The sequence below is a fragment of the Maribacter cobaltidurans genome (genome assembly GCF_002269385.1).
In the GTDB taxonomy this organism is placed as follows: domain Bacteria; phylum Bacteroidota; class Bacteroidia; order Flavobacteriales; family Flavobacteriaceae; genus Maribacter; species Maribacter cobaltidurans.
This window is the reverse complement of sequence record NZ_CP022957.1, coordinates 1,693,630-1,714,179: the sequence shown is the minus strand read 5'-3', so window position 1 is coordinate 1,714,179 and position 20,550 is coordinate 1,693,630. Positions and strand designations below refer to the sequence as shown.

Sequence of the window (20,550 nt, the reverse complement as noted above, 5' to 3'; positions counted from 1 at the left end):
CGGCTAAAAGCTATTGGCTATAATAAGCATTTACCAAATCAATGACACTTTCTGTATCGGGTATCTTTGCAACTTTCACTTCCTTGAAATGTTTCCGGGCTTCGGTTGCCGTGGTTTCCCCAATGCAATATGCAATTGAATGTGGCTTATTTTTTAATAAATAACTTTCTACGGTAGAAGGGCTATAAAACAAAATACCTTCAACCGACTCAGGTATGGATTTGCAGGAAAGTTTGGTCCTGTAGGCCTCAATTTTATTTACGGTAATCTGGTTTTCCTCCAAAATGCTGGGCAGATGTTCCAAACTAAGGTTTCCATGAAAATAGGTGACTTCTGTACCCTCTATATATTCGACCAGATAATTCGCCAAATCCGTAGCACTGTTTTCAAAATGAGTCACTTCCCCAATTTTTTTCCGGATAAGTCTCCTTGTTTTCCTGCCTACACAATAAATATTCTTAAATTGAAGTTCTTCCGGACTTATGTTAGTCAATAGACTTTCTACAGCATTCTTACTGGTAAAAACTACATTTTTATGCTCCTTTTTTAACACTAGTGGCGAAATCCTGTTGGGACTAATCTTTATAAAATCCTCGGAATCAACTTTTATAGCGCCCTTGAATCTTTGTAATTGGGCCTCGGTCAGTTTTTTGGTGGAAAATATATTGGTCTTGAGGTCGGCACCTTGTAATTCGTTCATTAGGCGTCTACCGCCCCTGCTTAAAATACTTTTGGCAGCATCAATTCCCAGATTTTCATGTTTGCCCAAGGGTGCCGTTAAGGAAGCTTCAAGCTTTTTTGATCCGTCAACGGTCAGAAGGACCCCTTTGAGGTTTACTACGTTCTCTTTATCTATATAGGCCAAGGCACCGATAGGAGCGGAACACCCACCTTCCAACTCCCTTAGGAAATCACGTTCCACTTTTGTACAGATTTCGGTTTCCTCATGGTTGAGTTCCGCACAGATTTCACGAATTTCCGTGTCGTTTTCCATGGCAACCACCATAATGGCCCCTTGGGCAGGCGCAGGTACCATCCATGTGAGTCCGATGGTATTTTCTGGTTCCAGTCTTATACGTTCCAATCCGGCGGCCGCAAAAATGGCCCCGTTCCAATCGTTGTCCTGCAACTTCTGTAAACGACGGTTCACGTTCCCCCTAAGATCAACAACGGTATGGGTAGGATATCGGTTGAGCCATTGTGCTTTACGTCTTAAACTACCGGTAGCCACTATACCATCCGGAGAACCCAAAAACTCCTCATTGTTCTTAAAGGCCAGAATATCCATATAGTTGGCCCTTTTGAGGACCGCAGCTTGAACAATGCCTTTTGGGAGCATAGTTGGGACATCTTTCATGGAGTGTACCGCTATATCGATATCACCATTGAGCATGGCCACATCCAAGGTTTTGGTAAAAATTCCTGTGACCCCAAGTTCATACAGCGGTTTGTCCAAAACCAGGTCGCCTGTTGATTTTACGGGAACCAATGTTACGGAATGGCCTAAAGCCTCTAGCTGTTCTTTAACGGTGTTGGCCTGCCATAGTGCCAATTCACTATCGCGTGTGCCTATGCGAATACTTTTACTCATTTAGTCTCTAGCTCTAATTGAAACACTTTTTGGATAAGCTCTAGGCTAGAATCTGAATCAATAGTGTCGTCCTTAAGATGGTTGGCAAATTGTTTGGTAATTTTTTGAATGATCCTGTTGGATATCAAATCTGCCTGTTCGGCATCAAAATTTGAGGTTTTTTTGGATTGATAGTCCAACTCTTCATCCTTCATAGTTTTAAGCTTCATTTTAAGTGCTTTGATGACCGGTGCAAATTTACGGGTCTCCAACCACTGTATGAAATCACTTTTTACCTCTTCGATAATTTCCTCTGCCTTGGGGATAAAAAGTTTGCGTTTCTCCAAGGTCTCGTCCGTCATTTGGGATAAATGGTCCAAATGCAAGAGGGATACGTTATCCAGTTCCAAAACGTTGTCATCCACATTTTTCGGAATTGAAAGGTCCAGAATCAATAAAGGGTTCTTTGTGTAAATGAGTTCTTTGCACACCGTTGGCTTTTGTGCACCTGTGGCTACAACAAGAACATCGGTTTTGCGTATTTCCGCTTGCAGATCACCATAGTCCTTAACGGTAAGATTAAATTTACCACCCACTTTATCCGCCTTCTCCTTCGTTCGGTTTATTAGGGTAATATGTGGGTTTTTGGTATGCTTGATGAGGTTTTCACAGGTGTTTCGTCCAATTTTACCGGTACCAAAAAGAAGGATGTTCTTTCCGGAAATGTTCTCCACATTGTTTAAAATATATTGAACCGATGCAAATGCCACCGAGGTCGCCCCAGAGGAAATTTCGGTTTCATTTTTTATGCGTTTGCTGGCCTGGATGACCGCATTGACCAAACGCTCTATGAACGGATTGGCGATATCCTGTTTTTTGGAACGGAAAAAACTCTGTTTTAACTGACTGATGATTTCAAAATCACCTAAAATCTGACTATCCAACCCCGTTCCAACCCGAAATAAGTGCGCAATCGCCTCTTTATTTTTATAAACGTAGGCTACTTCTTGAAACTCCTCCACACTGCCATGGGAAAAGTCGCACAATAATTTAATCAATTGGAAAGGATGCTGGGCAAAACCATGGAGTTCAGTCCTGTTACAGGTAGAAGTGGCCAATAGACCATCAATACCCTGTTCCTTGGCCTTTTCCAATAAGGCTATCATGGAAGCTTCGTCCAAACTAAATTTTCCTCTTACCTCGGCATCAGCCTTTTTATAGTTAAGGCCAATCGTATAAAAGGAGTTGTGTTTAGAAATGTGATAGTCCTTCATAGTTGCGGCGACAAAAATAAACGCATCGATTTAATAAAAATAACGCTAGAGGAACTATTAGCGTCGGCAGGAGTGATTTTGGATAAAATACATCATAAATCAGCTCAAAACCCCTATTTTTACAACGTTTAACGATATTCTTTTAACAATATTGTTTAGATAGATTCTAAATAATATGATTTAAGTTGCTATAGTATGGAAAGTAAAAACATCGCCATAGGGTCCTTTGAGGAGCTATTAATAGAAAATGGGTTTTATGTTCTTAAGATTCAGAATAATACGGCGGATATAAAGAAGGTTACACGCGAGATCAACCGCAGTTACATCCAATTCCACTTCTGTTTAAAAGGAGGTGGCAAGTTTGTTTTTAACCAAGGGAACTATGCTCTTGAGGTTTCTGAAGAGAACTCACTTTTGCTTTATAATACGCAGTTGGATTTACCCTTGAACCTTATGTTATCACCAAATTCATGGATGGTTTCTGTAGTGATGAGCATTCGTAAGTTCCATTCACTTTTTTCGAACGAGGCTGGTTACATTCCCTTCCTCAGTGAGGAGAACAAGGAAAAAAAATATTATGCCCAGGAGCCTGTATCCCCAGCTATAGCGGTAGTGCTGAGTCAGATTATTAATTACAACCTGCATCCCACCATTAAAAGCCTTTATCTAAAGGGTAAAATCTATGAGTTGATAGCCCTATACTTTAATAAAAATACAGATGCCGATGTAGAACAGTGTCCGTTTCTAGTAGACGAGGACAACGTGAAACGCATCCGAAAGGCCAAGGAAATTATTATTTCCAATATGGCCGAACCACCTACCTTGACCGAGCTTTCCAAAGAAATAGGCCTGAGCTTAAAGCGTCTAAAAGAGGGATTTAAGCAAATCTATGGCGATTCCGTGTACAGCTTTCTCTTCGATTATAAAATGGAACATGCCAGGAAGTTACTGGAATCCGGGCAATACAACGTGAACGAAATCGGGTTGAAAATTGGGTATAGTACATCCAGCCATTTTATCGCCGCCTTTAAGAAAAAGTACGGGACAACGCCCAAGAAATATGTGATGGCGTTGGCGAGTAGTACTTGAATTTAACAAACTAAGTAGTTTGTATTCGAAATAAGGACAATGAGTATTAGTGGTATTTTTGCTGTTCATCGATAAAACCTCGATAGTTTCCGGTAGATTTAAAAAGATTTGGGCCTTTTCTAATTGCGGGAACAAACCCAGTGGTTGGTTTTCATTTTTTAGTCTTACAGCGGCCTTGCCACCATGATACCCGTGTTTCCCTTGATTTTTTTCAAATATTCCGCTAGCGGTTTTTCGGATACTTCCACTTCCATGGATCCGGTGGACGCATGTAATAGATGAATTCTGCCATCGGCTTCCCGAGTGGCTATTCCGGTATGGGTAACGTCCAATCCGTTAATGGAAGTAGCGAGGGCAATGATATCGCCGGATCGGATCAAATGCTCGTTTTCGGCAATCTGATCTTGGGCCAAGACACAAATGGGCTGACTGTTCAGGTAATTTTCGGAAGCCTTTATTTTTTCGAAATTGGTATCGTCAGCAAGAAAGGGATAGAGATCTCGATGTTCGCTCATAAAGTTAATATCCTTGGTGATTTCTTTTCCGCCAATCTCTCCAGTTATGTCCTTCAATAAGCCTTTTTCGGCATTGTTGGCAATCCACTCAGAAAAATAGTGTAGTCGGGAAGCATAACCGTCAAGGTTTCCATCTTTATACCGAATGGTTTCTAATTTTTTTATGAAACCCTCGAATGAGGTTTTATCCTCTTTCAGCATCATTGAAAATGCAAGAACATTTTCTACAAATGTTGTACAGTCCAATCCCTGTAAATTAACGACCAAGGTTTCCGTATCCCCAATTTCCAAGGTTTTGGCGACGTATGGCGTCTTTAGAAAGGTTTTGCCTACGGCGACTAAGGTTTGTCCAAAATCAGGTTGTTCCAGTCCTTGGATTTCATCAATTTTAGTCTGTACGGCCTGCTTGTCCAAAGGGGAGCAGGTGATAGTCTGGGCCTTTGTCCTACTAAATGGAAGGAACAAAAGGAAAAACAATAAGGTGTATTTCATTAGTTTATGTTAATCCGTATCGGAAGGAGCATGACTTTTGTCGTTGATCAACAACCTATTATGTACAATACTTTCCGGATAATTCTCCTGAAGGAAAGATATTAATTTTTCTCGTACATGTACCCTCAAATCCCATGCCGTTGGCGAATCCTTGGCACTCATTAAAGCCCTTACCTCCACAAAATTGGCCTTGCTATCGGTCACTTGTAGCACATTTACTTCCTTGTCCCACAAATCGGTATTTTTCAAAACTCGGGTCAATTCGTCCCTTAGAGCATCAAAGGGGACCCTATAATCGGTATAGAGGAATACCGTGCCCAAGATGTCGGATGAAGTTTTGGTCCAGTTCTGAAAAGGTTTTTCAATAAAATAAGGAGTGGGAACAATAAGACGGCGTTTATCCCAAATTTTTACGACTACATAGGTTAACGTGATTTCCTCAATGCGGCCCCATTCCCCCTCTACGATAACTACATCATCCAACTTTATGGGCTGTGCGATTGCAATCTGTATGCCCGCCAATACGGTGCCGATGAGTTTTTGGGCCGAAAAACCAATAATAATACCGGCCACACCAGCTGATGCAAAAATACTTAGGCCTAGCTCCCTGATTTCCTGAAAGCTCATGAGTGCTGCCCCAATGGCCAAGATTACAACTATAAATATGATGATACGCTCCAAAATGTTGAATTGCGTATACACTTTTCGGGCCTTTAGATTGTTGGCGGAGTTAACATCGTAGTTCTTTATTATTAAATGCTTTACAACCTTTAGGATTCCAATAATAAGCCAGGTCATGGCGAATATGAAGAGAAGGGTACTTACTTTTTTGAACCAGTATTCCTCGTTTTCAAGCCCCAATAATTGTCTCAAGGCGGCCATCCGTATGATGATGGAAATAAATATAAGAAAGATGGGTAGGGCAACTCGTTTCATGACACCCTCTGGCAAAAGATACCTTGGGTCTTTCCCTAGTCTTCGTAATACAAAAAGTGTAATCCAATAGATTACAATGAAAACCGCGAAAGCAATACCTAAATAAATCAACGATTCTCTGGGAATATCTTTAAAAACTGTATCCATCCATGCTAAGTTTGTATACAACATACTAAAATTTGCTGGCCCATAAAATTTAAGTTGAATAAATCGACGGACTTTATGGTAGTATAGAAAACTAATGCCCTAAATTAAAATATCATCGAATAGCAAGTGTTATTTTTGCAATTCAAAATTCAATATTAGGAAATGAAAGGAGTTTTACTGGTTAATTTGGGATCCCCTGATAGTCCGACCGCAAAGGATGTCAAACCATATTTGGATGAGTTTCTAATGGACGAACGTGTAATAGACGTACCAAAATGGTTGAGAAATATTCTGGTGAGAGGAATCATTTTGCAAACCCGACCTAAAAAATCGGCCGAGGCCTATTCCAAGATTTGGTGGGAAGAAGGTTCCCCATTGATAGTCATTTCGGAACGATTTACAGAGAAACTTCGCGAACAAACCCAACTACCCGTGGCTTTGGGGATGCGCTATGGCAGCATGACTATCAAGAATGCGCTTCAGGAACTTGAAACAAAAGGTGTGGATGAGGTATTTTTAGTGCCGTTATATCCCCATTATGCCATGTCATCCTACGAAACCGTTGTGGTAAAAACCATGGAGGTAAAGGATGAATTTTTTACTGAAATGAAGATAACCACACTGCCTGCATTTTATAAGAACCCAGATTATATAAAGGTTTTATCGGAATCTATCAAGAAAGGTTTAAAGGACTTTGAATACGACCATCTTCTTTTCTCCTATCATGGAATACCGGAAAGGCACATCAGAAAATCCGACCCAACGAAATTTCATTGTAAAATTGATGGTTCCTGTTGCCATACAAATTCCGTAGCGCATCATACCTGTTATCGCCACCAGTGTTATAAAATGACCGAGCTGGTTAAATCTTATTTAAACCTTCCGGAAGAAAAAGTTAGCCTATCCTTTCAATCCCGTTTACCTAATGACCCTTGGTTAAAGCCTTATACCGATTTTGAGTTTGAACGATTTCCTAAGGAGGGGAAGAAAAAATTGGCTGTGGTAACCCCCGCATTTGTAGCCGATTGCTTGGAAACATTGGAGGAAATCGCTATGGAAGGCCAGCATCAATTTATGGAAGCCGGAGGTGAAACCTACAAACACATTCCTTGTTTAAATGATAGCGATGCATGGGTTTCCTTGATGGCACAATGGATAGAGGAATGGGAAAAGGAGGGAGTTTTGTCCCATGATTGAAAAGAATTAATAAAGCTATGAACAAAGAGAAAATTGAAAAGATTGAAAAGGCCATATTTCCTCAAAGGTCTGCGCTAAGAAATCACTCATTGTACAACGAATTGTCCACTATTGAGGATGTTCGTGTTTTTATGGAAGGTCACGTGTATGCCGTATGGGACTTTATGTCGCTTTTAAAATCCTTACAAATGCATCTTACGTGTGTATCTACACCTTGGATTCCTTCTAAAAATACAAAGACAGCACGTTTCATCAATGAAATTGTGCTGGAAGAGGAAACCGATAAAGACGAAGCGGGCAATTATATGAGCCATTACGAAATGTATTTGGCAGCCATGCAAGAAGTAAATGCGGATGTAAAGACCATTGAGGGCTTTGTGCAATCTGTTGAAAAAAATGGTAATGTTCAGGAAAGTATTCAAAAGTCAGGACTTCCAACCCCTGTAAAGGACTTTATGCTATTTACATTTAATGTAATTGAAGGTGGTAAACCGCATGAAATTGCAGCGGCGTTCACCTTTGGCAGGGAGGAGTTGATTCCAGATATGTTCCTAAAGATTATAGAGAATAACGGAAACGCTCCTTTGTATCCCAAACTCGATTATTATCTACGCAGACATATTGAATTGGATGGTGATGAACACGGTCCACTTTCCTTAAAAATGATTATGGAGCTCTGCGGAGATGATGAATTAAAATGGGAAGAAGTATTGGATATTTCCCAAAAAGCCCTTCAACGAAGAATTGAGTTATGGGATAGCCTAAGTGAAACTCTATTAGGCCAAAAGGAAAATGCTTCATCATTCGCCTAATTCATTTGTAGAAAAATAAACTTTAGGCCCATGGCCAAATTCACATCGGAAGAACTGGGGAAACAACCCATAGGAAAATTATTGGTGGGTCAAGCGATACCCGCTAGTATTGGAATTCTTGTGATGTCCTTGAACGTATTGGTCGATTCCATTTTTGTGGGAAATTGGATCGGCTCCATTGCCATTGCGGCCATTAATGTGGTGCTTCCCGTTTCATTTTTTATAGGAGCCTTGGGTATGGCTATTGGTGTAGGGGGCTCCAGTATTATCTCCAGGGCACTTGGCGCCAATAATAAGGAAAAAGCATTTACGGTCTTTGGAAACCAAATCACCCTTACACTAATTATAACCATAACCATGGTTGTGGTTGGACTCACCTTTATCGAATCCATCATACCGGCTTTTGGGGGTAAAGGGGCTATCTATGACCCCGCAAAGATTTATTACACCATTGTACTTTATGGGGTTCCTTTTTTGGCGTTATGTATGATGGGGAATACGGTTATACGGGCAGAGGGCAAACCTAAATTTGCCATGATAGCTATGATTATTCCCTCCGTAGGAAACCTATTGATGGACTATCTGTTTATATATGTTTTTGATTGGGGAATGGCTGGTGCCGCTTGGGCCACTACAATTGGCTATGTTTTGTGTTTTTTATATGTAGGATACTTTTTCTTTTCCAAACATTCTGAAATGAAAATCCAATGGAAGCATTTAGGATTGAATGTTCCTGTGGTAAGGGAAATAGGTTCTCTTGGTTTTGTGACACTGGCAAGACAGGCAGTGGTCAGTATCATCTATTTGATCATGAACAACATTTTGTTCACCCTGGGTGGCGAAGCCATGGTGGCGGTCTACGCTATCATCGGTAGAATGTTGATGTTTGCCCTATTTCCTGTTTTTGGGGTAACCCAAGCATTTTTGCCCATCGCCGGATTCAATTATGGAGCTGAAAAATATCAAAGAGTAAGAAAAACAATAAATACGGCAATCACGTATGCTTCTCTTTTGGCTACATTGGTTTTTATTGGTCTTATGATTTTCCCCGAGGCAATTACTTCACTTTTCCTTAGTGAAAAACCGGGAATGTCCGCACATGATTTGGAAACGAACGCTTTTGTTTTGGACAATGCCCCTAATGCGATGCGTTGGGTTTTTGCCGCAACTCCCATTATTGCCTTGCAACTGATTGGAGCTGCCTATTTTCAAGCCATAGGAAAGGCAATCCCTGCATTGTTGCTCACTCTTTCCAGACAAGGTTTTTTCTTTATTCCTTTGATTTTGATTTTACCTAGACTTTATGGGGAATTGGGTGTTTGGATTTCTTTTCCTATTGCGGATGTGTTGGCAACAATCGTCACAGGTTATTTTTTAAGACGGGAAATAAAGAAGACATTGGTATAGGTATATCTTCCCTGTTTCCTAACATTATTATATTCCAAATAAAGATTTCAAAAAGGTGACTTAAAGTGACTTTTTGTGTCATACAAGACAAATTCCCCTTTTCATGATATATGTTTTGTTGACTTTGATTTCTATTATATTGTTAGTTGCATTGATTATTGTCATTATCGATTTAAAAAAGTCTTCAAAGGAATACCGTAAGCACAAGAATAGCGAACATGATTCGGATTCTTAGAAAACACCGCTTGCCCCAATTCATAAGAAGTGACTACATTTATACAAAACTTATATAGTAATGAAATATTGGCTATTTGTCGCAATAGGTTTGGGCATAATATTGATAGGATGTAAGACTAATACAGAAAATGACATGTACAACCTATATGTAGGAACATATACCGATGGGGAAAGTAACGGTATTTATCGATTAAAATTTAACACCAATACAGGAGCACTTACGGACAAAAAATTAGCAGCGACGATTGAAAATCCTTCGTATATAAAGTTTTCCCCGGACAATAAAACCTTGTATGCTGTTTTGGAAACGGATAGTTTTGAGAATTCTTCTGGAGGCGTTTTGGCTTATGACCTCATAGATGGAAAGCTAACCCAAAAGGGCGATATGGCAACGGTTGGGGCGCATCCCTGTCATATTGCCGTTTCGGATGACGGTAAAGAATTGGCCATTTCCAGTTATACCGGGGGTAGCGCCACTATTTTTGGTTTGGATACTTCGGGAAGTTTAAAAGAAAATCGACAAATCATTGATCATAAAAGTCTCGACACGGTTAAGACTTCACATGTTCATTCTGCCGAATTTACCGAGGATGGTTTGTTTATTGCTGATTTGGGATTAGATGCGGTGAAGCGATACAAAGCTGAAAATGGTAAGTATTTACAAAACGAACAAGCCTCTGTTGATTTACCCGATGGAGCAGGGCCAAGGCATTTTACTTTTGGTCAAAATGGAAAGTATCTGTATGTCATCAATGAATTGAATTCTACCATTACCGTATTTGAAAAAGTAGGCAATGAATACCAAGAAATAGAGACGCATGCTACCCTTGCTGATGATTTTGATGGTGAAAGTTACTGTGCAGATATTCATTTATCGTCAGATGGTAAATTTTTGTACGGCTCAAACCGTGGAGAACAGACTATCGTCATTTTTAAGGTGGACCAGAAAACAGGAAGTTTGAGCTTAGTGGGAAGTGAATCTGTTCGGGGAGATTGGCCCCGTAATTTCACCATTGATCCCTCAGGAAAATTTCTATTGGTAGCCAATCAAAAGAGTAACAATATCGTTGTCTTTAAAAGAAACGAAGACCAAGGCACTTTGGAATTTTTAGAGGAAATGTCTCTGCCAAACCCTGTTTGCCTGGAGTTTTTGGAAAACTGATTTAAAAAAAGGACACCCTTAAAAAGTTACATGTTCAAATGAAAGGTAACTTATTAACGCCACAAAAACATACAGTTACAATTGCTTCAATATTTCCTGTATCGCTCGGTCGAGTTGAGGTTTGTTCCCGTTCAAGCGGTCTAAAAAAGTTTCGGGTACCGCAATGTCCGGTGTAACCCCTGTTTTTTCCAAATTTTTTCCATCCAAGGTGAAACATCCCCATGCCGGTAAGCGATAAAAGGAGCCATCGACCAAACTCTTGCCCGAGGTAAAAATTATCCAGCGGTAGGTTTCCGTTCCCAAGGTTTTACCAAGTTTTAAGGCCTTAAATCCTGCTGCGGTCATTTCGGCATCACTGAGTGATTGTTCGTTCATCAATAGAATAATCGGTTTTGCGGCCGGAGCAAAGTTGGGTTGCGGTGCAAGGGCACCATCCCTATATTTCCATTTTAGATAGGGTTTTTGGGATAGTAACTGAAGCACTTCGTCATGGACATTTCCCCCTGTATTATAGCGTAGATCCAGGACTAGGGCATCCCTCTGATTGGTTTCGGAAACCATTTCCCTTTTAAAATTTTCAAGCTCCCCACCACCCATATTCTTCATATGGATATAAGCAATTCTTTTGTCGCTTTTAGAATCGACATATTTCTGGTTATCGTCTACCCATTCGTCATAAAGAAGACTCCTTTGTGAAGAGGTAGTTATAGGGTGTAGGTTAACGGAAATATTTTCGTCCCCGCGTTTAAATTCCAGTTGTATTTCGGAGTCGATTGAAGGCTCATTAAAATAAAATTCCCTATTCTTTTTAGAATCTATTTTTTGGCCGTTGACCGATATCAAAACATCACCTTTTTTAATATTCTTCCCTGAAATATCTGCGGGACCATCTGTTATGATTGCCTCCACCACATAGGGGTCTTCATTGGAAAAGTCTATTCCTGTCGCCAAGGATTTGGTTGTATAGAATACATCCTCTTCGTCTCCACTGGACCTAAAACCAAAGTGAGAAGTATTCAGTTCGCCCAGCATATCGTTGAACAATACTCTTAGTTGGTCCCTATTGGTTAAATAAGGCAAATATTGCTCATACTTTTTTCGTAGGGCGGTCCAATCCTCACCATGGAAATCGCCATCGTAAAAATTTTCCTCAAATCCTGCCCAGGCTTCATAAAACATTTGGCTGAATTCATTGGAGAGATTACGACGGAAAGTGTAGTCCATCTCAATTTTTTCGGACTTGTTCTTTTCCACGTCAAATGTATGCAAGTTTCCTTTGCTTAGTAAATAATAGGAGTCCTTGGCATTTGCCAATTGATATCCTCGAATTTCGTCGTCCAAAACTTTTTCGGTCTTGTTCTTTTTAAAAGGTTCTATGACGGTCTTCCAAAGTTTCGTCTTTCCTTCATCGTGATTACTAAGATAAATGACATGAGTAGCATCATCCTTTTTAATGACTGAGGGACTATTTTGTCTTCCGAAAGAGGGACTAACAGCGTTAATCCGTTCCATGATCTTCTCTTCGTTGATAGTAATGCTAATCGGCTTTTTGTCTTCTTTGTCCTCCTTCTTTTTATCGTCTTTTTCTTCCTCCTTTTCTTTTTCTTCCTCCTTGAACATTTCGTGGAACTTGTCCGTCGTATAAGGATCTTCGTATTTATCCAAAGGCATTTGGTAAATCTGTGATTCATCCAATCCGTAAGGATATGAGGGTTTTACCAAGTTGGATACCATATACAGATATTTCCCGTCCGGCGACCAAATGGGTGAATTTTCGGTGACCCCAGTATTGGTAAGGTTGGTGATTTTCTTATCGGACAGACGTATGACAAAAACATCCGACTCAAAATTCCGAATGGCAGTATATACAATGTACTTTCCATTTGGCGAAAAATAGGGTTGTGGGGCATATAGGGCCCAAAATTCATCCTTTAAAAGGAGCTCACTTTTAAAATTGGAAAGATCAAGTAACCGCAGTTCATCGCGACCACTAATATATAGGGCTTTCTTAAAATCAGGATCAAGGACTATGTTAACATTGTTCCTTGAATCTTTGGTATGTTGTTTTTCTGTAGAAGTACCTTCCGCGTCAATGGTGAACAAATTAAAATATCCATCATCCGTGCGATTATAAAGAAGGGTTTTGTTGTCTTTAAGCCAAACCACTTCAAGTACACGTTCGTCAATTTTAGTGGGAATGTGCTTAATGAACTTTCCTTTGACGTCCGATACAAATAGTTCGCCCCTTGAAACAAAAGCCATTTTTTTGTTGTCCGGTGAAACCGAAAAATTGCTTATTTCCCCCTGAACCTTGAAATCTTGAGCCTTCTCCAAAGTATTGTTATTGCTTATTTGAATTAGAACTTTTGAGGAAGTTTTGTTGGCAACATTATAACTATGGATTTGATAATCTTTTACAAAAACAATAAGATTGCCATTGGCACTAACATGGGGCCTGCCAATACTACTTTCAAATTGTGTCAATTGCGCCTTTTCACCATTGTTAAGTCTATATAAGTTGTACTCCCCATTTGCCTCGTCGGAAACAAAAAACACGTTGCCCTCGGCATCAGCTGTAGCCCATAAATCCTTTCCGTTGTAGGTCGTGTATTTATTAAATTCCTTGGAGTTAGGGTTATAGGATTTTATATCTGGATTATAGGCGCCTTTGTATCTTTTTCTATGTGTAAAAAGCTTTCCTTCCCAACTTTCGTTGAAGAATATTTCATTGGTCTTTGGGTGAACTACAATATTTGAAACCGTATTAAAATAGTTGTCGAACAAACGTTTTGGAGTACCTCCGTCTATTTTTACCTCATAGCCAGAATATCGATTGTAGCGGGAAGAGGTGAAATATAGTTTGGAAGAATCCCAAGACCAGCTGTCCATATCATCATCGGCATCGTTAAAGGTCAATTGCTGGATATTTCCTCCCTGCAATGGCATTAAAAAGATGTCTTTGTTACCGTATGGAGTCGCACTAAAGGACAGCCATTTGCCATCTGGGGAAATGCTGGGCAAGGTTTCGTTGCCGTCCATGGCCGTAAGACGAACTGCTGTTCCGCCGCTCGATGGTACGCTCCAAAGATCGGAGTCATAACTAAATACAATGGTTTTTGCATCGGGTGACAGGGTAGGGTCCATCAAGAAATAGGATTCTTGGGCAGTGATGGCAGTAGAGGAAAATCCAAGAACGAAAAGAGCTAAAATTTTAAGGTTCATATGTGATTGATGAAATAAAATAAAAATGAACAAGTAGAATAATTGACAATTTAGCAATTATCACTTGAATAATTGAATTTTAAAGAGTTCTTTAAAACCTTTTTCCTAAATTTAGAGACGACTAATTCAAAGAATATAAAATGAAACCAAACTACTCCTTTATGGGCCTCATGGCCCTTTTGCTATTGTTATTTACTAATACTGCGGAAGCACAACGAAGAAACAAGTCCAAAAGTGTTACCGTTACCTATCCGGAGGAATTATATTCCAGTCTGGACTATCGAGAAATTGGCCCGTTCAGGGGCGGCCGTTCAGCAGCCGTAACCGGCGTACCGGGGGAACCTAATCTTTATTATTTCGGGGCCACCGGAGGTGGTGTATGGAAAACATTAGACGGAGGTCGAACTTGGGAAAATATTTCTGACGGATACTTTGGCGGAAGTATTGGCGCGGTAGAGGTTGCACAGAGCGATCCTAACGTCATGTATGTTGGCGGTGGTGAACAAACTCTACGAGGTAATGTTTCATCGGGTTACGGAGTTTGGAAGACCGTAGATGCCGGTAAAACATGGGAAAAGGCCGGGCTTGAAAAAAGTAGGCACGTACCAAGAATAAGGGTACACCCCACGGATTATAATACGGTATATGCAGCAGTTTTAGGAGATATATACAAACCCACTAAGGAAAGAGGTGTCTACAAAAGTACGGATGGAGGAAAAACTTGGAAACAAGTACTTTTTGTAAACGATCAGGCCGGTGCAGTCGATTTGACATTCGACCCCAACAATCCAAGAATTTTATATGCTTCCACTTGGCGTGCACAGCGTACACCTTATAGTTTGAGCAGTGGTGGAGAAGGTTCTGCATTATGGAAAAGTACCGATAGTGGCGAAACTTGGAAGGAAATTTCCAAGAATGAGGGTTTCCCAACGGATACTTTGGGTATTATCGGCGTAGCAGTTTCTCCAAAAAATTCAGAGCGGGTTTGGGCGATTGTAGAAAATAAAGAAAAAGGCGGGCTATACCGTTCCGAGGACGGTGGAAAAAAATGGACGCTTGTCAATAGCGATCGTAGTTTAAGACAACGTGCTTGGTACTATACACGCGTGTATGCAGATACCCAAGATGAGGACGTAGTTTATGTACTAAATGTAAGCTACCATAAATCTACGGATGGAGGTAAGAGCTTTAAGTCGTTCAACGCTCCACATGGAGACCATCATGATTTATGGATATCACCTGAGGATGGGCAACGGATGATTATTGGCGATGATGGAGGCGCCCAGATTTCCTATGACGGTGGTGAAACTTGGAGTACGTATTACAATCAACCAACAGCTCAATATTATAGGGTAACCACGGACAACCATTTTCCATATCGTATTTATGTGGCACAACAAGATAATTCTACCTTGCGAGTGAACCACAGGAGTGATGGTTCTGCCATTACAGAGGATGATTGGGAAGAAACTGCAGGGGGTGAATCCGCATGGATTGCAGTAGACCCTGAAAATGATGATATTGTATATGGAGGTAGTTACGACGGATTCCTAACCCGTGTCAACCATGAAAAAGGAACGGTCCGAGGGATAAATGTATGGCCGGACAACCCTATGGGTGCCGGTGCCGAGGCGATGAAATATCGATTTCAATGGAATTTCCCCATATTGTTCAGTAGGCATGACCCCAATAAACTTTATACCTTTTCCAACCATGTACACATGACCACTAATGAAGGTCAAAGTTGGGAAGTGTTAAGTGGCGACCTTACCAGGAACGACCCAACCAAGTTAGGTTCCAGTGGTGGGCCCATCACGCAGGACAATACCAGCGTAGAATACTACTGTACCATCTTTACGGCGAACGAAAGCCCATTAAAGGAAGGCTTGCTTTGGGTAGGTAGTGATGACGGCTTAATTCATGTTACAAAGGACGGTGGCAAAACATGGGAAAATGTTACCCCTGCCAACATGCCGGAGTGGAATATGATCAACAGTATAGAGCCTTCTTATTTTGACGAAGGCACTTGTTATGTGGCCGCTACACGATATAAATTGGGTGATTTTCAACCGTATTTATATAAAACGACAGATTATGGTCAAACATGGACCAAGATTACCAATGGAATCGATGCTGAGCATTTTACCCGTGTAGTTCGGGAAGACCCTAAAAGAAAGGGATTGTTGTATGCCGGAACGGAAACGGGTATGTATATTTCCTTTGATGATGGAGCCAATTGGAATTCCTTTCAAATGAACTTGCCCATTGTACCAATAACGGATTTGACCATTAAGGATGATAATCTTATCGTGGCCACCCAAGGTAGAAGTCTTTGGATGATCGATGATTTAACCGTATTACATCAGTTGGACGAGAACAAGAAGACTTCCGGAAATATTCTTTACAAACCAAAAGAAACATATCGTACAAAGGGACGGGCTTCAAGTAGGCCATCCAAAACTTCAGGTCAAAACCATCCTAATGGTGTGGTAACCCATTTTTACTTAAAAAATCTCAGTGAAAAGGACAGTGTACATCTAACGTACATTTCCATGGCAGGCGATACTTTGGCCACATACAATAACTTTTCAAAGGAAAAGGATAAAAAACTCGAGGTAAAGAAAGGCGGAAATACCTTTGTTTGGGATACTCGGGGCAAAGGAGCCAAATTATTGGACGGAATGATTCTTTGGTGGGCCAATTTAGATGGTCCTAAGGCGGTTCCAGGAAGCTATAAGGTACATCTGAACGTCAATGGGAATACCAATACCGAAACCTTCAAAATTGTTCCAGATCCAAGGGCAGAAGCATCCGTTGCAGATATGCAAAAACAGTACGATTTTATTACCGATATCAATACGACCATTGATAAGGCCCATAAATCCATAGAAAAAATCAGAAACGTCACGGCCCAATTGGATGCATTTACCAAACAGTATGCGGACAATGAGTCTACTAAGGAGCTCATTGAAAAGGCCAAGAAAATGAAGGAAAGTCTTGGTGAAGTAGAAAAGGCCCTATATCAAACTAAGAACAGAAGTAGGCAAGACCCATTGAATTTCCCGATTAAATTGACCAATAAATTAGGGCATCTGAATAGTTTGGTGGCTATTGATGACTTCCCACCAACTGATCAGGATATTCAGGTTAAAAATGAGCTTACGGCTCAAATAAATGATGAGTTGGAGAAGTTTGATGCGGTAATGTCCAACGAACTTAAGGAGTTTAATTCCTCTTTTAATGCCTTGGGACTGAATTATTTGTTTGTTGAATAATGAGGGAGTTAAAATAATTCAAAATGAAGGAACCGAATAAATTATTGCTTTTTCTTGGGTTTATGTTCGCCACGCTGGTTGGTTTTTCGCAAACAGCCAACGATTATTTCCAACCGATGAACTATCGGAATATTGGGCCTTTTCGTGGAGGTAGGTCGGTCACTGCTTCTGGTGTGGTTAACGATCCAATGACCTATTATATGGGTACGACTGGAGGTGGACTATGGAAAACGGAGACTGCAGGACAAAAATGGGAGAATATTTCAGATGGATATTTTAAAACAGGATCTGTAGGTGCCGTTGCAGTTTCTAAATCCAATCCCAATATTCTTTATTGTGGAATGGGTGAGCATGCCCCTAGGGGTGTAATGACTTCCTACGGTGATGGGGTTTATAAGTCCACCGACGGAGGAAGAACTTGGCATCATTTGGGTTTGGAGAAAACGCAACATATTTCAAGAATTATCATTCATCCAACCAATCCGGATATTGTTTACGTGGCGGCTCAAGGAGCATTATTTGAAGGTAATCCCGAAAGAGGCATCTATAAATCGACAGATGGAGGAAAGACTTGGAAAAATACCCTTTTCGTTAATGACTTGACCGGAGCTGCCGAGCTTTCCATGGATGCCAACTACCCAGAAATTATGTACGCTGCGATGTGGGAACATCAGCGTAAACCGAATATTGTTATCAGCGGTGGAGTAGGCAGTGGCCTTTATAAATCTACCGATGCCGGCGAGACCTGGACAAAAATCCATAAAGGCCTTCCTGAAGAAAAGGGAAAAATGGCCATTGCGGTGAGTCCGGCCAACTCCAACAAAGTATATGCGATAATAGAGAGTGATTCCAATGCGGATAAAGGTGGACTTTTTGTCTCCAATGATGCGGGTGAATCTTGGTCCATGGTCAGCGGTGACAATAGATTGGTGCAACGGGCCTGGTATTATATTGAAGTGTTTGCAGACCCCAATGACGAGGATACGGTATATGTTTTGAGTGCCTCGATGTTCCGTTCCGAGGATGGAGGCAAAACTTGGGAAACCATTGATGTCCCCCATGGTGATACCCACGACCTGTGGATTAATCCAGAGAATTCTAAAAACATTGTTTTAGCGGATGATGGAGGGGCAACCATCACTTTTGATTATGGAAAAAATTGGTCCTCACAGGATAATATGCCAACGGCCCAGTTCTACAGAATTAGTGTGGATAACTTGTTTCCGTACAATATCTATGGCGGTCAGCAAGATAATACCTCGGTACGTATTGCGAGTTTGTCCCTGGGCAGAGGCGGAATATCGGAACAGGATTGGACCTATGCTGCGGGAGGTGAAAGTGCCTTTTTGGCCTTTGATCCGGATAATCCAAGATATGTGTTAGGAGGCAGTTACTTGGGAACTATTGAAGTATTGGATATGGATACCAAAAGTTCGACCAATATTATGGCCGCACCTATTCAATATTTGGGGCGTGAAGCCAGAAATATGAAATATCTCTATAATTGGAATGCTCCTATTATCGGCTCAATTCACGAACCTGGCACCTATTATCATGGGGCTCAATTAGTACTTAGGACTCGAGACATGGGGGTAACGTGGGAAGAAATTTCGCCCGATCTTACGAGGGACATTGATGAAAAGCAAGGAAACGGCGGCGGACCCTATACCAATGAGGCTGTTGGAGCCGAAAATTATGGTACACTGGCTTATATGATAGAGTCTCCGCATGAGAAAGGTGTTTTTTGGACAGGGAGCGATGATGGCTTTGTCCATATCACTAAAAACGGAGGAGAAACTTGGGATAATGTTACGCCCAAAGGACTAAAGGAATGTTTGATCAATGCGATTGAGGTGTCACCTCATGATCCGGCCACGGCCTATATCGCAACAACCCGATACAAGTTTAATGATTACACCCCTGCACTTTACAAAACAACCGACTATGGTAAAACTTGGACCAATATTAGTTCAGGGATTCCGTATGGAGCCTTTACCAGGGTAGTAAGGGAAGACAAAAAGAAAAAGGACCTGCTGTATGCCGGGACCGAACAGGGCATGTATATTTCTTGGAACGGAGGTAAAACTTGGGAACCTTTCCAACTGAACTTGCCAGTAACTCCTGTGTTAGACTTAAAAGTGCATCGGGGAGATTTGATAGTGGCAACTTCTGGCCGTTCTTTTTGGATATTGGACAACATAGGGGCATTGACGCAATATGAACCTTCCCAAAAAGGTCTGAAGATCTTAAAACCGAGCCCTGGATATGCTGGGTCTTGGGGAAGTCCACTTTCAGCAAACTCCAAGGACATAAAAGCAACCGATGCTTTTGAAGGAGTAAACCCTGCCAATGGAATGGTACTTTATTATGAATTGCCCAAATTGGGGGATTCTACCAAGGTTACTATGAAAATCAAGGATTCAAAGGGTAAATTAATACGAAGCTTTAGTTCTGAGAAGGACAAGGACTATATACCACATAATGGAGGAGGAGCTCCTCCGGCACCTGTTCTGCCCAAAGAGCAAGGATTAAACCGTTTCGTTTGGGACATGGGCCATGCCATTGTTCCAGGGATACCTGGAGTGTATATAGAAGCGAGCTTTAGGGGGCATAAAGCTATCCCGGGCAAATATACTTTAGAACTTACCGTAGGGGGGGAAACAGTAAGCACACAAGGGGAAATCAAAGCCATTCCAACCATTGAGATGAAACCAGGGCAGTTTGAGGAGTATGACGAGGTGATGGGCGAAATGGAGCAAAAGATTACTGAGATGCATACCATGGTCAATTCACTTTTCAAAGTACAAAAAGAACTAAAAGAAGTACTTGCAGGCTTGGAAGATGAAACCTTAAAAGCCAAGGGACAGGCACTTTTGGATAAAATGAAGGCATGGGACGAGGATATGGTACAACGAAAGTCACAGGCCTATGACGATGTAGAAAATTTCCCGAATAAGTTTACCGCAGAGTATCTATTTCTATTGAATCAGACTAGTGGAAGCATTCCGAGGGTAAACAAATCAAATTTGGATCGTAAAAAGGAACTGGATCAACAGTGGATACCTTTAAAGTCTAGAGGAGAAGCATTGATTAAAACGGATATACCTGCCTACAATAGGGCACTTTGGGAATCAGGAATTGGGGCTCTTCGCTTTTAAGTTGTTGGTCATTGAATTCCAATAACATGTAATTGCTAACTTTGACTTTTAAATCCT

Annotated in this window: 12 protein-coding genes; 7 read left to right on the top strand and 5 right to left on the bottom strand. The window is 41.0% G+C overall.

The window, feature by feature from the left end; all coding sequences use genetic code 11:
* Window positions 1-10: 10 nt before the first annotated feature.
* The gene (hemC, locus tag CJ263_RS07450; protein ID WP_094996692.1) at window positions 11-1,591 is read right to left on the bottom strand and encodes a hydroxymethylbilane synthase; all 1,581 of its coding nucleotides are present in this window, start codon (window positions 1,589-1,591) and stop codon (window positions 11-13) included.
* Window positions 1,588-2,844, bottom strand: coding sequence for a glutamyl-tRNA reductase (gene hemA / locus CJ263_RS07445; RefSeq protein WP_094996691.1), 1,257 nt, complete (start codon window positions 2,842-2,844; stop codon window positions 1,588-1,590). The genes hemC and hemA overlap by 4 nt, the downstream gene beginning before the upstream one ends.
* A 195-nt stretch (window positions 2,845-3,039) precedes the next feature.
* Between hemA and CJ263_RS07440 the strand changes: the two genes are divergently transcribed.
* The gene (locus CJ263_RS07440; RefSeq protein WP_094996690.1) at window positions 3,040-3,933 is read left to right on the top strand and encodes an AraC family transcriptional regulator; all 894 of its coding nucleotides are present in this window, start codon (window positions 3,040-3,042) and stop codon (window positions 3,931-3,933) included.
* A 164-nt stretch (window positions 3,934-4,097) separates the two neighbouring features.
* On the opposite strand, the gene CJ263_RS07435 is transcribed toward CJ263_RS07440, so the two are convergent.
* Together CJ263_RS07435 and CJ263_RS07430 are read right to left on the bottom strand one after the other, a co-directional pair.
* Entirely contained in the window at window positions 4,098-4,940 is an 843-nt protein-coding gene (locus tag CJ263_RS07435) for an N-acetylmuramoyl-L-alanine amidase-like domain-containing protein (protein ID WP_094996689.1), read from the bottom strand.
* Between the two features lie 9 nt (window positions 4,941-4,949).
* Window positions 4,950-6,023 (bottom strand): mechanosensitive ion channel family protein, encoded by a 1,074-nt coding sequence (locus tag CJ263_RS07430; protein ID WP_094999151.1) that lies wholly within the window; start codon window positions 6,021-6,023, stop codon window positions 4,950-4,952.
* Between the two features lie 162 nt (window positions 6,024-6,185).
* On the opposite strand from CJ263_RS07430, the gene hemH reads away from it, so the two are divergent.
* The 4 genes from hemH to CJ263_RS07410 all read left to right on the top strand — a co-directional run bounded on the left by hemH (window position 6,186) and on the right by CJ263_RS07410 (window position 10,838).
* Window positions 6,186-7,220, top strand: coding sequence for a ferrochelatase (gene hemH / locus CJ263_RS07425; RefSeq protein ID WP_094996688.1), 1,035 nt, complete (start codon window positions 6,186-6,188; stop codon window positions 7,218-7,220).
* A 17-nt stretch (window positions 7,221-7,237) separates the two neighbouring features.
* Window positions 7,238-8,032: a DUF3050 domain-containing protein gene (locus tag CJ263_RS07420; RefSeq protein ID WP_094996687.1), complete on the top strand. Its 795-nt coding sequence runs from the start codon at window positions 7,238-7,240 to the stop codon at window positions 8,030-8,032.
* A 30-nt stretch (window positions 8,033-8,062) separates the two neighbouring features.
* The gene (locus CJ263_RS07415; RefSeq protein WP_094996686.1) at window positions 8,063-9,439 is read left to right on the top strand and encodes an MATE family efflux transporter; all 1,377 of its coding nucleotides are present in this window, start codon (window positions 8,063-8,065) and stop codon (window positions 9,437-9,439) included.
* Between the two features lie 295 nt (window positions 9,440-9,734).
* On the top strand, window positions 9,735-10,838 hold the full coding sequence (locus CJ263_RS07410) for a lactonase family protein (RefSeq protein WP_094996685.1): 1,104 nt from the start codon (window positions 9,735-9,737) through the stop codon (window positions 10,836-10,838).
* 75 nt (window positions 10,839-10,913) lie between these two features.
* On the opposite strand, the gene CJ263_RS07405 is transcribed toward CJ263_RS07410, so the two are convergent.
* On the bottom strand, window positions 10,914-14,060 hold the full coding sequence (locus CJ263_RS07405; protein ID WP_094996684.1) for a S41 family peptidase: 3,147 nt from the start codon (window positions 14,058-14,060) through the stop codon (window positions 10,914-10,916).
* Between the two features lie 161 nt (window positions 14,061-14,221).
* Between CJ263_RS07405 and CJ263_RS07400 the strand changes: the two genes are divergently transcribed.
* A complete protein-coding gene (locus CJ263_RS07400; protein WP_373288337.1) occupies window positions 14,222-17,335 on the top strand; it encodes a WD40/YVTN/BNR-like repeat-containing protein in 3,114 nt (1,037 codons plus the stop codon).
* A 23-nt stretch (window positions 17,336-17,358) separates the two neighbouring features.
* Entirely contained in the window at window positions 17,359-20,493 is a 3,135-nt protein-coding gene (locus tag CJ263_RS07395) for a WD40/YVTN/BNR-like repeat-containing protein (RefSeq protein WP_094996682.1), read from the top strand.
* The last annotated feature ends 57 nt before the right edge of the window (window positions 20,494-20,550 follow it).